The 20,722-nt window shown below is 27.9% G+C and carries 17 protein-coding genes; 2 read left to right on the forward strand and 15 right to left on the reverse strand.

The genetic code is table 11. The features are described 5' to 3' along the window. Window positions 1-11 precede the first annotated feature (11 nt). From rsmH to ychF, 3 genes are all read right to left on the reverse strand, one after another. The gene (gene rsmH, locus E5347_RS06090) at window positions 12-944 is read right to left on the reverse strand and encodes a 16S rRNA (cytosine(1402)-N(4))-methyltransferase RsmH (RefSeq protein WP_136005522.1); all 933 of its coding nucleotides are present in this window, start codon (window positions 942-944) and stop codon (window positions 12-14) included. An 11-nt stretch (window positions 945-955) separates the two neighbouring features. Continuing rightward, the gene (mraZ, locus tag E5347_RS06095) at window positions 956-1,384 is read right to left on the reverse strand and encodes a division/cell wall cluster transcriptional repressor MraZ (protein ID WP_136005874.1); all 429 of its coding nucleotides are present in this window, start codon (window positions 1,382-1,384) and stop codon (window positions 956-958) included. Window positions 1,385-1,648: 264 nt separating this feature from the next. Then, complete coding sequence (gene ychF / locus E5347_RS06100; protein ID WP_136005523.1) at window positions 1,649-2,746, reverse strand: redox-regulated ATPase YchF; 1,098 nt, start codon at window positions 2,744-2,746, stop codon at window positions 1,649-1,651. 164 nt (window positions 2,747-2,910) lie between these two features. On the opposite strand from ychF, the gene pdaA reads away from it, so the two are divergent. Further along, window positions 2,911-3,690, forward strand: a complete 780-nt coding sequence (gene pdaA, locus E5347_RS06105) for a delta-lactam-biosynthetic de-N-acetylase (protein ID WP_136005524.1) — start codon at window positions 2,911-2,913, stop codon at window positions 3,688-3,690. Between the two features lie 206 nt (window positions 3,691-3,896). Here pdaA and E5347_RS06110 read toward each other — a convergent pair whose 3' ends face one another. From E5347_RS06110 to E5347_RS06145, 8 genes are all read right to left on the reverse strand, one after another. Further along, window positions 3,897-4,541 (reverse strand): cyclodeaminase/cyclohydrolase family protein, encoded by a 645-nt coding sequence (locus tag E5347_RS06110; RefSeq protein ID WP_136005526.1) that lies wholly within the window; start codon window positions 4,539-4,541, stop codon window positions 3,897-3,899. A gap of 2 nt (window positions 4,542-4,543) precedes the next feature. Next, window positions 4,544-5,692: a glycosyltransferase gene (locus E5347_RS06115; RefSeq protein ID WP_136005527.1), complete on the reverse strand. Its 1,149-nt coding sequence runs from the start codon at window positions 5,690-5,692 to the stop codon at window positions 4,544-4,546. Between the two features lies 1 nt (window position 5,693). After that, window positions 5,694-6,974 (reverse strand): glycosyltransferase family 4 protein, encoded by a 1,281-nt coding sequence (locus E5347_RS06120; protein WP_136005529.1) that lies wholly within the window; start codon window positions 6,972-6,974, stop codon window positions 5,694-5,696. A 1-nt stretch (window position 6,975) separates the two neighbouring features. Further along, a complete protein-coding gene (gene murJ, locus E5347_RS06125; protein ID WP_136005530.1) occupies window positions 6,976-8,511 on the reverse strand; it encodes a murein biosynthesis integral membrane protein MurJ in 1,536 nt (511 codons plus the stop codon). Then, the gene (locus tag E5347_RS06130) at window positions 8,504-9,238 is read right to left on the reverse strand and encodes a WecB/TagA/CpsF family glycosyltransferase (RefSeq protein ID WP_136005532.1); all 735 of its coding nucleotides are present in this window, start codon (window positions 9,236-9,238) and stop codon (window positions 8,504-8,506) included. The genes murJ and E5347_RS06130 overlap by 8 nt, the downstream gene beginning before the upstream one ends. A 103-nt stretch (window positions 9,239-9,341) precedes the next feature. After that, window positions 9,342-10,430 (reverse strand): tetratricopeptide repeat protein, encoded by a 1,089-nt coding sequence (locus E5347_RS06135; protein ID WP_136005533.1) that lies wholly within the window; start codon window positions 10,428-10,430, stop codon window positions 9,342-9,344. Window positions 10,431-10,652: 222 nt separating this feature from the next. Continuing rightward, the gene (locus tag E5347_RS06140) at window positions 10,653-12,380 is read right to left on the reverse strand and encodes a phospho-sugar mutase (RefSeq protein ID WP_136005534.1); all 1,728 of its coding nucleotides are present in this window, start codon (window positions 12,378-12,380) and stop codon (window positions 10,653-10,655) included. Window positions 12,381-12,492: 112 nt separating this feature from the next. Next, on the reverse strand, window positions 12,493-13,092 hold the full coding sequence (locus E5347_RS06145) for a 50S ribosomal protein L25 (protein WP_136005536.1): 600 nt from the start codon (window positions 13,090-13,092) through the stop codon (window positions 12,493-12,495). Window positions 13,093-13,598: 506 nt separating this feature from the next. On the opposite strand from E5347_RS06145, the gene E5347_RS06150 reads away from it, so the two are divergent. Continuing rightward, on the forward strand, window positions 13,599-15,062 hold the full coding sequence (locus tag E5347_RS06150; protein WP_136005537.1) for an aminotransferase class I/II-fold pyridoxal phosphate-dependent enzyme: 1,464 nt from the start codon (window positions 13,599-13,601) through the stop codon (window positions 15,060-15,062). A 217-nt stretch (window positions 15,063-15,279) separates the two neighbouring features. On the opposite strand, the gene E5347_RS06155 is transcribed toward E5347_RS06150, so the two are convergent. From E5347_RS06155 to E5347_RS06170, 4 genes are all read right to left on the reverse strand, one after another. Then, window positions 15,280-16,413 carry a D-alanyl-D-alanine carboxypeptidase family protein gene (locus E5347_RS06155; protein WP_425350430.1) on the reverse strand — a complete coding sequence of 378 codons (1,134 nt, stop codon included), beginning with the start codon at window positions 16,411-16,413 and terminating at the stop codon, window positions 15,280-15,282. Window positions 16,414-16,427: 14 nt separating this feature from the next. Beyond that, window positions 16,428-17,498 carry a hypothetical protein gene (locus tag E5347_RS06160; RefSeq protein WP_136005541.1) on the reverse strand — a complete coding sequence of 357 codons (1,071 nt, stop codon included), beginning with the start codon at window positions 17,496-17,498 and terminating at the stop codon, window positions 16,428-16,430. After that, the gene (locus tag E5347_RS06165; RefSeq protein ID WP_136005543.1) at window positions 17,485-17,955 is read right to left on the reverse strand and encodes a DUF523 domain-containing protein; all 471 of its coding nucleotides are present in this window, start codon (window positions 17,953-17,955) and stop codon (window positions 17,485-17,487) included. Before E5347_RS06165 ends, E5347_RS06160 begins: the two co-directional genes overlap by 14 nt. Before the next feature lie 401 nt (window positions 17,956-18,356). Next, window positions 18,357-20,714 carry an endonuclease MutS2 gene (locus E5347_RS06170; protein ID WP_136005545.1) on the reverse strand — a complete coding sequence of 786 codons (2,358 nt, stop codon included), beginning with the start codon at window positions 20,712-20,714 and terminating at the stop codon, window positions 18,357-18,359. Between the last annotated feature and the right edge of the window lie 8 nt (window positions 20,715-20,722).

Here is a 20,722-nt window from a genome sequence, read left to right on the forward strand (position 1 = left end):
CATAATTTCTTCTAGAGCTTCTCAATAACTCTTAATTTTGCACTTCTACTTCTTGGGTTTTCTAATATTTCTTCTTCTGAAGGTTCAATTGCCTTTCTAGAAATCACTTTTACCTTTGCTTCTCCCCCGCAAACGCAAATTGGGAATTCCTTTGGACATGTACAAGAAGTTGCTAACTCCTTAAATTTAAGCTTTACTATTCTATCTTCTAAAGAGTGGAAGGTAATAATAGCCATCCTACCACCTTTATTTAATCTATTCACTCCATCTTCAATAGCCTTATTTAAAATAGATAATTCACTATTTACTTCTATCCTTATAGCTTGAAATGTTCTTTTAGCTGGATGAGGCCCTTCCCTTCTAGCTCTTGCTGGTATAGCAGCTTTTATAATTTCAACAAGTTCTAAGGTAGTTTTAATTGGCTCCTCTTCTCTTCTTTCAACGATAAATCTGGCTATTCTCTTTGCAAACTTTTCTTCACCATAATCTCTTATTATTCTATAAATTTCTTCTTCAGAGTAATCATTTACTACTTCATAAGCAGATAAGTCATTTTCTCTGTTCATCCTCATATCTAGTTCTGCATCTTGCATATAGCTAAAGCCTCTATCACCGGTATCTAACTGATAAGATGATACTCCAAGATCCATTAGCATTCCATCTATCTTTTCTACTTCTAAATCTGATAAAACTTTATCTATATTATAAAAATTACTATGAACATATTTTACATTACTAAAATCTTGTAACCTTATACCAGCTGCCTTTAAAGCATCTGTATCTTGATCTATTCCAATTAATAATCCTTCACTAGATAAATTCTTTAGTATTTCTAGAGAATGTCCTCCTCCGCCTAAAGTGCCATCTACATATATACCATTCTCTTTTATATTTAATCCCTCTATACACTCATTTAATAAAACTGACACATGTTTAAATTCCATAATAATTCTCCTTATATTCCTAAATCACTCATTTTTTCTGCTATAGAGTCAAAATCAATATCTGCTTCATTATATTCTTGCCATTTTTCCTTACTCCAAATTTCAACCCTAGTGAGTACACCTATACTTACTATTTCCTTTTCTATACATGCATATTCCTTTAAATTTTGAGGAATCAATCCTCTTCCTTGCTTGTCTACTTCAACTTCACAAGCACCAGAAAAAAAGAATCTTACAAATGCTCTGGCATCTTTATTAGTAAGTGGTAATGATTTTAACTTCATTTCTAAAGCCTTCCATTCTTCCATAGGATAGGTATAGAGACATCCATCTAAACCCTTAGTGATAACGAATTTACTTCCTAATCCTTCTCTAAGTTTAGCAGGTACTATCATTCTATTTTTAGCATCTAATGCATGTTGATACTCTCCAATAAACATCCTTATCCCTACCTTTAAGAGTTTCCCTCCACTTTTAACCACTTTCAACCACTTTATAATATTATTTTAGTATTTTTCTCCCAATACTTCAAGGCTTATTTGTATTTAATTTGCCATTTTTTAAAAAAGTTTAATTATGGAAGCAATTTTTCAGATAAAAGTTTAATTATAGAAGCAATTTTTTAGATAATTTATAAACTTTTACAAAACAAAAAGCTGCCCTAAGGCAGCTATAAATATTAGTATTAAATCTAAAAGTTAATTTTAAACATTGAATCTAAAGTTAACTACATCTCCATCTTTCATTACATACTCTTTACCTTCTAATCTATAAAGACCCTTTTCCTTAGCAGCAGCTTCAGAACCACATTGTAATAAATCATCATAAGAAACTATTTCTGCTCTAATAAATCCTCTTTCAATATCAGAGTGAATTTTACCAGCAGCTTGTGGTGCTTTAGTTCCTTCTTTAATTGTCCAAGCTCTTACTTCTTGAACTCCCGCAGTTAAATAACTTATTAAACCTAGTAATTTATAACTAGATCTAATTAATTTATCTAATCCAGATTCCTCTAATCCATATTCACTTAACATTTCTATTTTTTCTTCTTCATCTAAACCTGATAATTCTTCTTCAAGTTTAGCACATACTACAACTACTTCAGAATTTTCTCCTTCAGCATGAGCTTTAACTTTTTGAACATATTGATTATTAGTGTTTCCTTCCATCATATCATCTTCTGATATATTACAAGCATAAAGTACTGGTTTTGAAGTTATTAAGAATAATCCATTAATTAATTCTGCCTCTTCTTCAGTTACTTCTAGAGTTCTTATTGGAAGATTTTGTTCTAAGTGAGCTTTAACTTTTTCCATTACAGCATATTCTTCTTTAGCTTTCTTATCTCCAGATCTAACTTGCTTAATTCCTCTTTCCATTCTTCTTTCAAGAACTTCTAAATCAGCAAAAATTAGTTCTAAATTTATAGTTTCTATATCTCTAATAGGATCTACAGAGCCTTCTACGTGAACTACATTTCCATCATCAAAACATCTTACTACGTGAACTATAGCTGAAACTTCTCTTATATGTGATAAGAACTTATTACCAAGTCCTTCACCTTTTGAAGCTCCCTTAACAAGACCTGCTATATCATAAAATTCTACTGCTGTGTAAACTTTCTTTTTTGTATTATACATTTTTTCTAAAACATCTAATCTCTTATCTGGTACACTTACAACTCCAATATTTGGTTCAATTGTACAAAAAGGATAGTTTGCTGATTCAGCTCCAGCCTTTGTAATTGCGTTAAATAAAGTACTCTTACCTACATTAGGTAAACCAACTATTCCTAAATTCATCTATGTACATTCCTTTCTAATCTTAATCACATCTTTAAAATTATACTCTACTTATTGAATTATTTCAACATTTTAAGACTTACCGTGAATTTATAACTATTACACTTTTAATTTCCAGTGTAAAAGAAATAAAATAGATAAAAATAACTTAAGGAGGTGGATTAATGAAAAGTTTTAAAAAAATACTTTCTTTATCTTTAATTATCTTAAATATATTTATTTCCGTTCCTTTTGCATTAACAAATGATAACTTAGAGTTAAATTGGTACTTTGTAAAAAGAGAGCAAGGAAAGACACCAGAAGCTCCTAAAGAGTCTATTTCCTTTCTTAAAGATTGTGATGGGTTTTATGTTGGAGACACTAACTCAAAGGTAGTATATTTAACCTTTGATCAAGGTTACGAAAATGGAAATACTAATATTATATTAGATACTTTAAAAGAAGAAGATATTAAAGCAGCATTTTTCGTTGTAAAACCCTATATTAAGCAAGAAGGTGAAATTGTTAAAAGAATGGTTGATGAAGGACATCTAGTATGTAACCATTCATCACATCATCCTTCTATGGCAAGTATTAGAGATAAGGATAAGTTCAAATTAGAATTTACTGAAGTTGAAGAAGAGTTCAAAAATTTAACTGGTAAAGATATGCCTAAATACTTTAGACCACCAATGGGTAAGTATTCTAAATTCTCTTTAAACGAAACTAAAAATTTAGGTTATAAGACTATATTTTGGAGTTTTGCATATAAGGACTGGTTAAGAGATGATCAACCTTCTGAAAGCTATGCAACTGAAAAAATACTAAATGGAGTACATCCTGGAGCAATTATATTGCTACACTCAGTGTCCTCAACAAATACTAAGATATTGAAAAATATAATTAAAGAGTTAAAAAATCAAGGATATGAATTTAAAACCTTAGATGAACTACCAACAGCTTAATAAATTAACAATTAACAATTAACAATTGGCAATTAATAATTATAGAAAAAACTCCTTTTGGAGTTTTCAAAAATAAATTAAATAGCTGTCTTTACGACAGCTATTTTTATATATTAAGATTTCTTAATAATTTAATTCAAAGAAATTTAGAACAAATTTCAACCTTCATTCTAAATTATTCATTATGCATTTTTCATTAGAAAATTTTATTTATATATAATATTATTTACCTTATCTAATATTTCATTTTTTAAAATATTAGACTTACTTAAAATATCCTCAAGAGTTTCTTCTACTTTTTTATAATCATATTCATTCTTAATAAAATTCAAGTTAACTTTAACATTAATTGCAGCACTTTCTATAGCTGAATGTAATAAAGAAGCTGCTACTCCTGCATCTGAAACTAAATTTCTATTTCCAAATTCAACTGCAAAGTCAATGTTACTATAAAAATCTATGCATGCTTTGGCTAATTTTAATGGAGTTTCCATTGCTTTTATTGTGCAATTTTTTATATTTTCTTTTCTTAAATCTATTTCTTCTTCTGTGATCTTTGGAAGCTTGTAACAATCCATTAAAGCTAAAAAGTCTTTTCTGTCCTCTTCCATAAATTCTTGTGATGCAACAATGAATTTTACTGTTTCTTCCTTTAATTTAAGCATCTTATCTTGGTTTTCTTTATTTAAATTTTCAAAAGCTTTCTTACCAACAGTTAAAGAATAAACCATAGAATTTAAAGCCCCTGATAAAGCTGCAACTAAAGCTGCAGTACTTCCACCTCCAGGAGAAGGTGCATCAGATGATAACTCATTTAAAAAATACTCAATATTATAATCTTTAAATAGCATAATTATTCCCCCCTTTTTAATATATTACTATATACATTTATAACTTCATTTATAATTTTATCTTTAGAAAATCTCTCTACACATTCATTTCTTATATTTTCTTTATCATAGGAACTAATATTTTCAGATAAATATACCATAGCATCTCCTAAAGCCTTAATATCATTTTTATTAACTAATAAACCATTCTTATCACTAATAATATCTTCTGCCCCACCATTATAAGTTCCTATCACAGGCTTTCCTGACGCTAAAGCTTCTATATATACAACTCCAAAAGTTTCATGCAATGACGCAAGGACGAAAGCATTGCATATACTCATATACTTTGCTACTTCTTCTCTTGAAATTGCTCCTAAAAATTCAACTTGATTAGAAATACCAAGATTATTCGATAAGTTTATAAGCCCTTCTTTTTGACTTCCTTCGCCTCCAATAATAAGCTTATAATTTTTGTCCTTAAACTTTTCACTAAAGGCTTTAATTAATATATCCATTCCTTTCTCTCCTTCTAAAAAAGCTAAAGAAAAGAAAGTAAATTTTTCATTAGTATTTTCACTTATATAAAAATTATCAACAGGAATAAGATTATGTATTACTTCTATATCTTCTCTTCCTGAAAATCTTGTAATTTCGTCTTTTAATCCATTTCCAACTGCGATAAGTTTATCACATTCAATGTAAGACTTTTTAACTAAAGGTTTATAACTTTCTTTAATATAAACAGCCTTTTCTATAGATGAATGTTCAGTAATAACTAATGGAATATTATATTTTTTTGATATATAATTAGCACTAATTCCTGCCCAAAAGGAAGAATGACAGTGAATAATATCAACCTTGCCTTCTTTTTTTACTATTTCTAAATAAAGCTTTTCTAACCTTTTGTTAAAACTATCAAACATTTTAGGATTCTTAGGCTTATAATTAAAATCCTTATATCTATATGTCCTTAATCCATCTTCAATATTAAAAGATAAGCCTCTTTTTTCTTTAACCTTAAACATAAGGGTTAATGGCCATATCTCATTATAAGCTACTGTGACTTTAACACCAGCATCTTTAAGAGCCATAGCTTGTTCTTTAAAGAAACTTCCATGAACTAAATTTCTTTTATTATGGTACCAAGAGGGTATAAACATCACATGCATATTACTCCCCCCTTAATATAGAATCTAATTTCTTAGATATATTTTTCCATTCATATTCCTTAACTAAATAAGATTTTTGTCCACTTTCAATTAACCTTGATAAATCCTTTATAGAATTAGTAATATCACTTTCTCTATTTAAAGATATCTTACACTTATCAATATCTTTTATTACATCAATAATAGGGTCTTCTTCATCACCTAAAACAACTAAAATATACCCATAACATCCGAAGTAATCATATATTTTAGCAGGTATTTGCTTAGAATTTTTATTACCAAAAAGTAATAAAACATCTGCATTTACCATATATCCTAAAGCTTCCTTATAAGGTATTCTATTAGATACTCTCACATTTTTTATGCTTATTAAGTCTTTCTTAATTTCATCATTATCGATATTCCCAAAGAATAAAATATTTAATTTATTAAATAATTCCTCATTTTCTTCTTTTATTTTATTTAATGATGAAATAAATGGTCTTATATCTCTTAATTTAGAAAAAATTTCACCTGCATAAACTAAATTAATTTTACTCTTATCAATTAATTTAGGTGTATCTTCTTTTAATATTTCATCATAAACATTACTATCATAACCTCTAGTTATAATAAAAGTATCTTCTTCTTTTAAGTTGTAAGTTTTAATATAATCATTTCTATTAGCTTTAGTTACAAATATATGTTTATCAGCAAGCTTTACAATTTTCTCTTCATATCTTCCTTCAAAAGTTCTTCTAATATAACTAGAACCCTCCCTAGTAGAGTCCTTAAGCCATGGATCACTCCAATAAGCTATCCATCTTAAGTCTTTGTATTCCTTTTTAATGTTATATGCACATATATGACTTGAAGGTGGCTCATGCATGGAAAACATTACATCAAAGTTTTCTTTATCCATAAGCTCCTTTCCATATTTACTTGCTTTATAAGACCAATATAAATACATATCTGGAATAGCAATTATTTTTTTAGCTTTCTTAAGTAAAGGCTTTATTTTGCTAGTTTTAGTCTTATCAGAAACTTTAACTGCTTTATTACTTTTCTTAGGCATTAATGATTCAAAGAATCTCCCTCCAGAAATAATATGAAGCTTTATATTTTTATCTAACATACTAAATATATATTCATCATAATAAATAGAATTTGGAGGAAAATTAACTGTTAATAAATGAATTTCATTTCCATCTATTTTTGCTAAATTATTTAAATATTGAAGAGTTTCAATAGATGCCGAATTATTAATAAGCGGCGAATAACAGGCTATAAATAGAATCTTCATTTTATTTCTTTCCTCCTTTAAATTTTACTGCAAGTAACTGAGTAGCTTCATCTAATTCTTCTATATTAAGTAACTTGCATATTACAAAGTAAATGATTATACCTATAACTCCATCTATTACTAATATTAAAAATGAATTATGTATATCTAAAAACATATTTATATAGTAAAGAGATATAACCATTATACAAGAACTAATCATAATTTTAGATATCTTAATCATTAACTCTGCTACATCTAATTTACCTACAATTTTTCTTGTAGAATTTAATAATAATAACGCTATCACTAGTGATGAGACAGAAGTTGCTACTGCAATTCCCAACACCCCTATATATTTTGATAGTATTATACTTAAAACAATATTAACTACCACACCTATTATTCCATTAATTGTAGTTACCTTAGTTTTTTTCATTGAAAATAAAGATGAATTTAAAATATCTCGAATTCCTGCAAAAGGTAATTGAATAGCATATCCAAATAAAGCCATAGATGTTAACATAACGGCTGTTTCGTCAAATTTCCCTCTCTCATATATAAAGCTAACTATATCCTTACTTAAAAATACAATTCCAAAAGCTAAGGGAATTAAAACTAAACAAATAGTAGTTATTGACTTAGTTAAGTACTTTAAGAATCCTTGTCTATCACCAGCGTTTAGTTTATTTGCCATAAGTGGGTACACAACAGATACTATTGATGTCGTTATAGCCGTATTAGCAAATTGAACTATCTTCTGTGAGTATTCTAATGCTGCCATAGATCCAGATGTTAATCCAGATGCAACACTTTTATCTACCAACATATTTATCGAATTAGCTCCTGCTCCTATAACTACTGGACCTAATAAAATCATCATGTTTTTTATTTTTTCATCTTTAAAATTTATATAAAGTTTAAATCTAAAACCTTGTTTATATAAAGAAGGGATTTGTATTATTATCCTAAAAAAATTACCTAATACATTAGCTACAGTTAAACCTAATATACTTACATCTTTAAACAGTATTAAATATAAAATTATTGGCAAATTAAAAAATAATCCTAATATTGATGGAATAATAAAATCTTCACATACCTGTAATATAGATAAAAAACAAACATTAACACAAAGAAATATTACATTTATAAGAGTAATTCTTGTTAGAAAAATAGTTAGTTCCAATTGTTCAGGACTAAAATTAGGAACAAATAAATTTACTATCTCCTTAGTAAATATTAATCCTAAAATAATAATTACTATTGATAGTACACTTAATATATTAATAACATTATTAGAAAACCTAAACATTTCTTCTTTACTCTTTGAATACTTAATTTCACTAAGCATTGGGATAAATGTTGTAGAAATAGCAAGACCTATTATCATAAATACTGACTCTGGTATAGCTACAGAAGCTACATATACATCATAAGAGGAATTTGCTCCAAAGTGATATGCAGCTAATATATCTCTCCCAAAACCAATAATTCTACTTAGTATGGTCATAGCCATTACAATAATTGTGGCTTTAAAGACTTTGTTTCTATTCATAATTCACCTTTTTATTTTTAAATACTAATAGTAAAAATTTAGGTATACTTCCTAGTCTCTTAATTCTAAATGGTTCCTTTAAAACTCTATAAAGCCATTCAAGCCCTAGGCTTATCATCCATTTAGGGGCTCTTTTTACTTTCTCAGCTATAACATCAAAACTTCCCCCAACCCCCATAAATATTGTACAAGGTAACTCATCCATATACTTAACTATAAAGCCTTCTTGCCTTGGACATCCCATTGCAACAAAAACTGCATATGGCTTTTTATTTTTAATATCCTCTAATATTTCCTTAGGATTATCTAAATCAAAATATCCATTTTTATACCCAGCAATATTAATATTAGGATAAGCTACTAAAAGATTTGCAACACAAGACTTTAAATTTTCATCTGTAGTTCCTATAAGATAAATAGATTTATTCTCTTTTGTTGCCTTACTTATTATATTTTTCATAAGATCTATTCCAGCTATTTTTTCTTTAACAGGAGTTTTTAAATATTTTGCTGCAATTTGAATCCCAACACCATCAGGGATAATAAAAGCTTCTTTAGAAGTAAAATTATCATATAACTCTTTATTATGTAATCCTGTATATAAAACTTCTGGATTTCCAGATACTATATGGACCTTTTCATACTTTTTAATATGTTCCATAGCATCAGATAACCCTTCCTTAAATATCTTATACCCTAATATATTTATAAATCTATTATCACTCATATTTTCTCCTAAACTTCCATTGTAAACTATATTAATAATACCATATTTACTTATGTTACTAAAGTCTTTTAATACAATGATATTCCCACTAAATTAACAAGTATTATTTATTTAAAATACTTTCAAGTTCTCTTACTATTTCATCCTCTGGATTTAACTTTTTAGCAATATCTAAGTGAAGCTTTGCATCTTCTGTTTTTCCTAAGTTCATATAGCACATTACTATATTAGTACAAACTTCAACTTCTCTATTTGCCTCAAAGGCTTTTTTAAAGTATTTTAAAGCTGATTCAAAGTCATTTATACATGCATAATTTATTCCAAGTTCAACTACTACTTCATAAATACCGCTTTCTCTTGAAACACTTTCATTTAAATAATAAATTGCTTTTTCATAATTTTCTAATTTTCTATAAGCAACTCCTAAATAATAATAAATTAATGGATTTAAATCAAAATCTTCTACTAATTTTAATAATATTTTTATAGTTTTAGTTGGATCTTCATTAATGCTTTCAACAGCAACTTCATAATTTGAAATATTATTAATATCTTTAATTAAAATATTAATTTCATCATCAACTTTTCCACCTAGATTTAAATATTCATTTATAGCTACCTTTGCACTCTTAAAATCTCCATCGTCTTTTAAAATTAAAGCCTTATATAAGTATGCTTCTGGAACTTTCAATAAATTATCTATAGAGTATTCAATATCCTTTAATAATATTTCTTTAAAAGCCTTATCTTTTTCTCTTAAGCTTTCTCCAACAAGAAGTAATTTTTTCATAATATCTCTATCTTTTGAAAACTTATAATATCCCTTTAAAAGTAAATAAGCATCTACTAACTTGTCATCCTTTATCTTCTTAGAAATCAATCCCTTTATACAATTTTCTGTATCTTTATAATAACTTAATATAATTTCATAATCATCGTTAAATCTTAAAGTTTCATCTGCTCCCATAGCAAGAAACATACCTTCAACGAAATAAAAAATCGGTAAATTCTTTATTTTAATTTCATTATTAATATTGCTTGTTATATATTCTGGAGAAATAGGCAAATATAAATCCTTATTATTAAATTCAACAGCCCCAGGGATATTTATAATTTTCTTAAACCCCTCTTTATCTATTTCTAAAAATAATAGTTTTCCTAACTTTTCTTTAAATATTGAATTGTAATCCAATTTTATTCCTCCTTTTATTAGCTTATTATAAATAATACTACATATTTCTATAGCTTTCAAATAAATTAAATAAAGCTATTTTGCAATGTAAAATTAAAAATTAGTAATGGATAATTAATGAAAAAAAACTCCTAAAGGAGTTTAAAAAAGCAATTCATTTTAATAATAATTACTCCAAAAATTTTAATGGGGCTGAGATTTTAACACAGCCCCATAATTTTATTAACTTAATTTTGAGTTAATTATTTTAACTATTTCTTCCTTAAATCTTAGAAGCTTTTCTTCTGAGTCTTTAAGTCCATTTCCTTCAACTGCAACGTAAGCTTTCATCTTAGGTTCAGTACCTGAAGGTCTTACAACAAACCAGAAATCATTGCCACATACAAATTTTAATACATTTGATTTTGGTAAGTTAATTTCCTTTTTCTCTCCAGTTACAACATCTTCTTCAATACTTAATTTATAATCATACTTTTTAACTATCTTATAGCCATTAACTTCTGTTAACGCTTCATTTCTTAAAGAATCAATACAGTTAGATATCTTTTCTGCACCTTCTTTACCCTTTAATTCAAAGGATACTAGTGTTTCCTTAAAATATCCATATTTTTCGTATAAATCAATTAATCCATCATAAAGGCTTTTACCTTGTTCCTTATAGAATAATGTCATTTCTGCAATTAACATAGCTGAAATTACTGCATCCTTATCTCTAACAAAGTCTCCTGCTAAATATCCATAGCTTTCTTCAAATCCAAATATATATGATTTATCATTATTAGCCTTAAAGCCTTGAATTTTCTCACCAATATATTTAAATCCAGTTAAAACTTCAATAAGCTCAACATTGTAATCTTCAGCTATTTTTTTAGCTCCATCTGTAGTAACTATAGTCTTAATTACAACTCCATTTTCTTTAAGCTTATTTTCTTCTTTTAATGAATCTAAAATATATTTAGTAAGTAATAATCCTGTTTGGTTTCCAGTTAATACTCTGTATTCACCTTCGCTATCCTTAACAACTACACCTATTCTATCTGCATCTGGATCTGTTGCAAATATAACATCAGGATTTTCTTCCTTAGCCATTTCTAATGCTAATTTAAATACAGCTGGTTCTTCAGGGTTAGGATAAGATGCAGTAGGAAAGTTTCCATCTGGCATTTCTTGTTCCTTAACTACTGAAACACCTGTGTATCCAAGTTCACTTAATACTCTTCTAACAGGCATATTTCCTGAACCATGTATAGGTGTATAAATAATTTTTAAATCTTTTGCCTTATCTTTAACTAATTCTTTTCTAACAGTTAAATCTTTTACTAAGTCAATATAAGCTTTATCTACTTCTTCACCAATATACACAAGTAAACCATTTTTAATAGCTACTTCTTCATCCATATTTTTAATCTTATCAAAACTTGAAATATTATTTACTTTATTAATAATTATGTTAGCTTTTTCATCAGTTACTTGACCACCAAACTCATCATAAACCTTATATCCATTGTACTCTTTCGGATTATGTGATGCAGTTACTACTATACCACCTTTACAATCTAAATGTCTTACTGCAAAAGATAACATTGGAGTAGGTCTTAATCCTTCATATAAATATACCTTTATATTGTTAGCACATAAAGTTAAGGCAGCTGCCTTTGAAAATTCCTTAGACATATTTCTTGAATCATAAGCTATAGCAACTGAAGGTTCTTTAAAGTTTTCATTTAAATAATCAGCAAAACCTTGAGTAGCTTTTGATACAGTATATATGTTCATTCTGTTGCTTCCAGCACCAATAACTCCTCTTAGTCCACCAGTTCCAAACTCAAGATCCTTATAAAATCTATCTTCAATTTCCTTTTCATCAGTAATGCTTCTTAACTCATTTTTCATTTCCTCATTTATAACTGAAGAACTTAACCAATCATTATATTTATCCTTATATTGCATACTATCCCTCCTACACTTTACAATCAGGTAATATTATACACTAATGTAACAACTTTTGGAATAAAAAAATGTAAAGAGGCAAACTGAACCTCTCTACATACATTCTAAAAATCTACTTTTTTTCTTCATTTTCCTGTTCTATTATTTCCATTTCATCACTTACAGTTTTTCTTTCATATATTACTGATGCTATTACTGTATTTAAATCATCTATAATTGAAAGTTCAGAAGCAATTTCTAAATCACTTACCCTATATACATATCCATTATCACTACTATTAATATTCATTTTAATAGCTCTTGGAAGATTATCAGCAGTACATTCCACTTTAATACTATCCTTTTCTTTTTGAAGTACCATTCCTCTATTGCTAAGATATCCTTCTCCTTCAAAGGAAATTGGAACGCTAGATACTATTTTGCCATTTTCATTAAGTTCCTCAAGATCTAAATGAATAATCTTTTGTGTAACTGGATCTCTTTGAACACCCTTTATTAAAACTTCATGACTTTCACCATCACAGTCTAAACTTAATATTCCATGTTCACCATTTCTAGATATTTCTCGACATAATTCAAGTTCTCCAACTTCAAACATCAGTGATTTAACTTTCTTGCCATAAAGTATTCCAGGAACCTTTCCTTGCCTTCTTAACTTCTTAGCATTATTAGGGATTGTATTGTCTCTCTTATTTACACTTAAACTATTCAAAGTTATTCCTCCTAAATTTCTTTTTCTTTTGATATTCTTAGCATTATTTCTAATATTTATTCAAAAATAATTTATATAGGTTGTAATAAAGTTTTTGCATTTTGTTAAGCTATATTTACTAAGTAGAATATATTTATTAGCAAGGTATAAACTTAACTTATATAAAAGTTTAAAAAATATCGTTTCATCTTAAATAATTAACTTTAAAGTTCTTTTTTACTTAAAATTCTTTAAAACTACAAGTTGTAAAGAATTTATTGAAAGGTAATTCAAGTATTTTAAAAATTATTTAATTATTTTATTGCATACTTTATATAGATAAAATATAATAAATTAGTTATATAAGTTGTAATAAAGTTTTTGCATTTTATTCAATTATATTTTATACTCCAAATGTTTTAGTTAGGCAATTACACAAACAACTTATATAAAAAGGATTCTAAATTTTATTTAGAAATATTGCATAAGATAACCAATAGTTATTTATAAGAAAGAGGGTGTTTTTATTGTATAAAATGAATCAAAATGAAACTCCACTGTTTAATGCTTTAATGGAATATGTAAATAGGGATACCTTGCCATTCCATGTGCCTGGACATAAGAAAGGAATTGGAATTGATTCGGAATTTAAAGAGTTTATTGGAGATAATCCGTTTAAAATAGATGTTACAGTATTTAAATTAGTAGATAGTTTACATCATCCTAATGGTCCAATTAAAAAGGCTCAAGAATTAGCTGCTGATGCTTATGGCGCAAAAGCTTCATTTTTCTCTATACACGGAACCTCAGGAGCTATACAAGCAATGATTTTATCTGTAGTTAAAGATGGTGATAAAATAATAGTTCCTAGAAATGTTCATAAATCCGTTACATCAGGCATTATATTAAGTGGCGCTATACCAATATTTGTAGAACCTGAAATTGATAAGAAACTTGGGATAGCTCATGGAGTAACACCTGAAACTATTGAAAGAACTTTAAAAGAAAATCCTGATGCTAAGGCTGTGCTTATTATTAATCCTACTTATTATGGTGTAGCTACAGATATTAAGAAAATTGCAGATATTGTCCATAGTTATGATATACCTTTAATAGTAGACGAAGCTCACGGTCCACATCTAGCTTTTTCAAATAAATTACCAATGTCAGCTATAGAAGCTGGAGCTGATATTTGTGCCCAAAGTACCCATAAAATTATAGGCTCTTTAACTCAAGGTTCTTTATTACATATTAATAGTAAATATGTTAATCCTAAAAAACTACAGCAAATCTTAAATTTATTACAAACTACTTCGCCTTCATATATTTTAATGGCGTCATTAGATTGTGCAAGAAGGCAAATTGCTCTAGAAGGTAAAGAATTACTTGATAAAGCTATAGAACTATGTAAATATACAAGAAATGAAATTAATAAAATCCCTGGTTTTTACTGCTTTGGTGAAGAAATATTAGGTAAACCTGGATCATATGCCTTTGACCCTACAAAATTAACTATTTCCTCTAGAGACTTAGGTATTACAGGATTTGAATTAGATACAATATTAGCAGATAAATATCATATTCAAATGGAACTTTCGGACTTCTATAATGTTTTAGCAGTAGGTTCCTTTGGAGATACTAAGGAAGGAATGGATAAGCTTATTAATGCTTTAAAAGAAATATCTAATGAGTATTATGGTAATAGAGAACCTATCCAAGATTTCTTAGATATACCTACTATTCCTAAGAAGATTTTAAATCCAAGAGAGGCTTTTTATAGCAATAAGATTTCAGTTCCTCTTAAAGAAAGTATAGGTAAAATCTCAGGTGAGTTTTTACTAGCTTACCCACCAGGAATACCAGTTTTATGCCCTGGTGAAGAAATTACGAGAGAAGTTATAGAATATGTTAATGATTTAAAAAGAGCAAATTTATATGTTCAGGGAACAGAAGACACTACTGTTGAAAACATTAAAATTGTATCAAAATAAAAATCATGCTAAAGCACATTTTTAAATGAAGAATATATAATTTATAATGATGGATAAAACTCTTGCAGAGTTTTTAGAAAATAAATAATGTAAGAAAGCCCTCTGATTTTATCAGAGGGCTTTTATTAAAATTTAAGTAATTCTGAAAGAATTACCTCCTTCATTTTACATTCTTCATTATAAATTATCCATTAAAAAAGCTGCATTCAGCAGCTTTTTATAGTCCTAAGTATTCTTCTAGTGTTAAGTCACTATCTTTAAAATTCTCACTATGCTCTACTCCAACATATCTAAAATGCCATGATTCATGCATATACCCAGTTTTCCATTCTTTTCCTTCAGGGTATCTTAGTATAAATCCATATTTGTAAGCATTTTCTTTAAGCCATTTAGCTTCATCAGTATACTTGAAATCCTCCATTGCCCATAAGGATCTATCTGCTCCACCAATATCAAAGGCAAGTCCTGTTTGATGTTCACTAAAGCCTGCTCTTGCTGAGAATGTATCAGTTGGATCTTGTCCATAGTTAGCTACGTAATTATTATATAGCCTATTTTGAGCCCAGTAATTTCTATAAGTAGAAAAAGCATTTAAGTAAATTCCTTCTTTAGATGCATCTACCTTCATATTTTCAAAAGCTTGTCTAGCTTCCTCACTTTCACCAGGTGCATAAGTATCAGGAAGACCATATTCTTTATTTACAATTAATATGCCTTTTACAACCTTAGGTTCTCTTGTACTTGGATCTTCATTTGAAGCTTCGTCATATACTTCTTTTATTCTTCTTGTATTAGCTTCTTTTTTAATATCCTGAACATAGGATTCTAACTCCTTAAGTTTTTCTCTAGCATCTATATAGTTCTTTTCCTTAAATAAGTCAGTATAACTATTAGTTATTTCATTTACTTTTCCTATTTCTTCATCATTAAATCCTTTTAAATCCTCGGAATTAATTTTATTGGAATATGCTTCTAAATCTCGTTCGTTTTCTGCGCTTATTTCATTTATTTTTGCATATAAGTCAGATATCTCATTTTTTAATTCTTCAGTTATGTTATCATTAAGTTTACTTTGTATATTAGCTATAGATTTTTTTATAGAATTAATCTTATCTTCATCACCATATAAATTATCAATACTTTTTTTAATTTCTTTAAATTCCTGAATACTTTCTAATTCAGAGCTAAATCTTTCACTAGCAACGGCCTGACTTTTATTAAGTTTAATATGTTTAAATTTAATTGGTCCGTAAATAACTACTCCAAGTATTACAATAAATAATACTAACCTTTTCGTTCTATTCTTTAGTGCTTGCTTCTTGCTTATATGTCTCTTATTCAAAATAATCACCTTTTAAATTTATTTTATCTTTCTTCTAACAATATTTTTAAATCTTCTCTTAACTTTCTATTTAAAGAATACTCACTTAAATAATATAATTTACTATTTATATCATCATCATTATTATCAAGAGTATAATAAGTTATTGCCATATTAATGGCTAAGTCATCACTAACCTTTCTTATTTCTATTATACTTTCCTCATCTTCATCTATTGTCATTATCTCACTTAAATCAATTGAAGTTTTACCCATAGCAATTAATTTTAAGAACTTTAAATGACCTTGAGTAAATCTTTCTGCTGCATTAATTAAATGAATTAACGTTCTATAAGCGTACTCAATTTCTCCTGACTTAACAAAGCTTCTATAAAAATGTTGTATTATCCCTATAACTTGATTATTATTTTTTATTTGAGCCATAAATCCTAAAATGATTATTTTATTTTCATCGTTAAAAGTAATTAAATTATTAGTAATCCAATTTACTATTTCTTCTGTTTTAACTCCCTCACTAGCTAGCTTACATAAAAGGTTTGTAGCCTTTAAATTAAGCTTTGCATTCTTTTGAGAGACTCTTTCTAATATGGAAACAGCATTACCTTTAAAACTATAAATTATCATAAGAACACTGTTTTCTACAGCTACTTTCCACTCTTCTTTATCAGAATATTTATTTTCAAACTCCTCTGGCATATGTATATTATTATTTAAAAACTTAGGTAATTCACTTAGATTATTTTTACCAATTCTTATTGCTGAATCTCTTGCAACAGTCTTTACTTTATCAAAATCATCATAAATATCTATAACTTTTAAGATTTCATTTACAATTAAACTATCTATCTCTTCCTTGCTAGGTTCATCACTTTCCTCTTTATAAGCTTCTCCTATTTTTTCTATTTCTAATTCTTCAATTTCTTTTCCTTCTATTTTCTTATCAATATCTTCTGATTCTTCTATATCAGAAACTATTTCTTCATTTTCTATATCTTCAATATAATTTTCCCTTTTATCATCTTCGAAAAAATTATAATCATCTTCATTTTCATACATTCCATTTTTAAATCTTTTAAAAAAACTAAAAATCCCCATTGCTAATTCCTCCTAGGTCCGTATCTCCTATTACTTCAATTCCATTTTCCTCTAAAATTCTTGCAGTTAAACCCATGGCTGAAACTTTCTTAGAAGAAAAGGTTCCATCATAAACATATTTTACTCCACAGGAAGGACTCCCCTCTTTTAAAATTGCTTTTTTTATATTATATAAATTGGCAATTTTTAAAGTTTCTTCTGCTCCCTTTAGAAATTCATATGTTACATCTTTATTATCCTTTGTTATAATTTTACTTTTATTATCTTTCTTTAATATTCCTTCTGATGTACCCATTATCTCAGCTGGTACCCTAGGGGTAGTTAATCCACCTAGTTGCTCAGGACATATAAGAATGGCTTTACCTTCTTTAACTAACTCTAAACATTTAGTATTTAAATTATTCCCACCATTATATTTGCAATTAACTCCACATAAGCAACTACTTATAAGATACATAAGAACACCTCTTTTCTATAACAATTATATCACAAAAAAAAATCCAAGGCGACTTTACATATATTAAAATTTTCTTTCATTTTTGCTTATGTTCAACAATACAATGAAGATTAAAACTATCCCCTAAAGGTGCTATCGCACAATGAAAAATTAAAAATGAATAATTAAAAATTAATGAAAAAACTCCCTAAGGAGTTTTAAAAGAAATTAATTTTAGTAATTCTGTAAGAATTACATCAATAATTCTTCATTTTTAATTTTCAATTCTTAATTTGGGCTGTTTTTACAACAGCCCTTTTAAAAATTTAAGATTAAAAGTAAATATTCTTTCATTTTATATACTTATACAGTTCCTTTTATGGGTATCTAAGGCAACCCTAAAAGAATCTGTATAATCAATATTACTTTAATATAGCTATAGTAACTCCATCTCCACCTTCACCATACTCTCCAAGTCTATAACTCTTTACATGAGGGTGTTTTTTTAGCATATTTGTAATAGCCTTTCTTAAAATCCCTGTACCTTTTCCATGAACTATAGTAACTTCTCCAAGGTTAGCAAGATAAGCTTCATCTAAATATTTATCAGTTTTAAAACAAGCTTCTTCTGCATCCATACCTCTTAAGTCAACCCTACTTTCAACTGCTTTTAAATTAAGCTTAAGTTCTCTTTTCTTCTTTTCTTTTTTATTGCTAGAACCTTTAACTAATCTTAAGTCCTTAAGTTTAACATTAATCTTCATTATTCCAGCTTCTACTTGTACTTCACCCTTATTATCAGGCATTGTTATTATTATTACATTTTGATTTAAAGACGGAAGATAAGCATCCATCCCTAAAGTTACTTTAGTTATAGCTTCCCCTTGATTTTCCTTTTCCTTATATAAATCTGATTCTTTCTTTTCTAAACTATCCTTAAGTTTCTTTCTTTCTTCCTCAAGTCTTGCTCTACCTCCTTGAGCTATACCAAGCTTTTCAAGCTCTCTCATAGCCTTAAGGATTTCATCTGCTTCATCCTTAGCCTTAGAAATTATTTCCTTAGCTTCTCTTCTAGCTTCACTGTAAGCTTTATCTCTTACTTCATCTAGCTTCTTTAATTTTTCTTCATATTTCTTTTTAACTTCTTCAGCATCAATTTTTAACTTCTTAGCTTCTCTAGCGTCCCTATTAGCTAATATACTTTTTTCTTGTAAATCTCTAATTAAATCTTCAAACTTTAGATTTTCAGAAGAAATATTATTTTTTGCTTTATTTATTACCTCTTCTTTAAGTCCTAATCTTTTAGAAATTTCAAAGGCATTAGATTTACCAGGAACTCCAATTAGTAATCTATAAGTAGGTCTTAATGTCTCAACATCAAATTCTACTGAAGCATTTTCTATTCCTTCAGTTCTTAATGCATAACCTTTTAATTCACTATAGTGAGTAGTTGCTATTAACTTAGCTTTTCTTTCTCTTAATGAATCAAGTATTGCAATTGCTAAAGCTGCACCTTCTACTGGATCTGTTCCTGAACCTATTTCATCAAATAATACTAATGATGAATCTGAGGCATTTTCCATTATTCGAACTATATTAGTCATATGAGATGAAAAAGTTGAAAGTGATTGCTCAATACTTTGTTCATCACCTATATCTGCAAAAATTTCTTTAAAGAATCCTATACTTGAAGCATCTTTTGCTGGTATAAGTATCCCACTTAAAGCCATTAAATGTATTAATCCTACAGTCTTTAAAGTAACTGTTTTACCACCTGTATTAGGTCCTGTAATCATAAGTGTATTAAATTCCTTGCCTAAATAAACATCAGAAGGAACTACAACCTTTGGATCAATAAGTGGATGTCTTCCTTGGATAATATCAAAACTTCTATCATCACTAACAGTAGGACATATTCCATTTATACTTGAACTATACTTAGCTTTAGCAAATATAAAATCTAGTTCTGTTAGTATCTTATAGTTACTTTCAATAGTATCTATTTCCTCATATACCTTATTGGATAATTCCATTAATATTCTTTCAATTTCAGCTTTTTCCTTAAGCTTTAATTCTTTAATTTCATTATTTAAGTTAACAAGGCTCATAGGTTCTATAAATAAGGTTGCTCCTGTTGAACTTTGATCATGAACAAGACCAGGAACTTGCCCCTTATATTCTGCTTTTACAGGCAATACATATCTATCACCTCTCATTGTATATAATGAGTCTTGAAGATATTTTGCATTTGACCTAACAATAGAATTAATCTTATCCCTTACAGAAGAGTTCTTTTCTTTTAAATTTCTTCTAATTGAACTTAAAGTAGAGCTAGCTCTATCACTTATTTCTTCTTCAGATACTATTGATATTTCAATAGTATCTTCAAGTTTCTTTAAAGGCGTAAGAATATCTATTAAGTCCTCTAATAATTCATGCGGCTTTTCATCATCTCTTCTATTTATATAATCTTTAAACCTTCTTGAAGCCTTAAGCATTCCACCCACTCTAAGTATTTGACTTATTGAAAGCATACCACCTTTTTTAGCTCTTTCAATACCTTCCTTTACATCAAAGAACCCCTCAAAAGGTGGATTGCTTTTAGTAATTAATAAATCTAAGGCTTCTTCAGTTTCTTTTAACTTCTTTTCTACTTCAAAAATAGTATCATATGGTGTTAAAGCAAATACAAGTTCCTTAGCACTACTGGTAATTGCATATTCACTAACTTTTTCTATTATTTTATTAAACTCTAATACTTTAAGACTTCTATCTTCCATCTTGTCTC

Origin of the sequence: Clostridium sartagoforme (assembly GCF_004794105.1) — a bacterium.
Classification (GTDB): Bacteria; Bacillota; Clostridia; order Clostridiales; family Clostridiaceae; genus Clostridium; species Clostridium sartagoforme_B.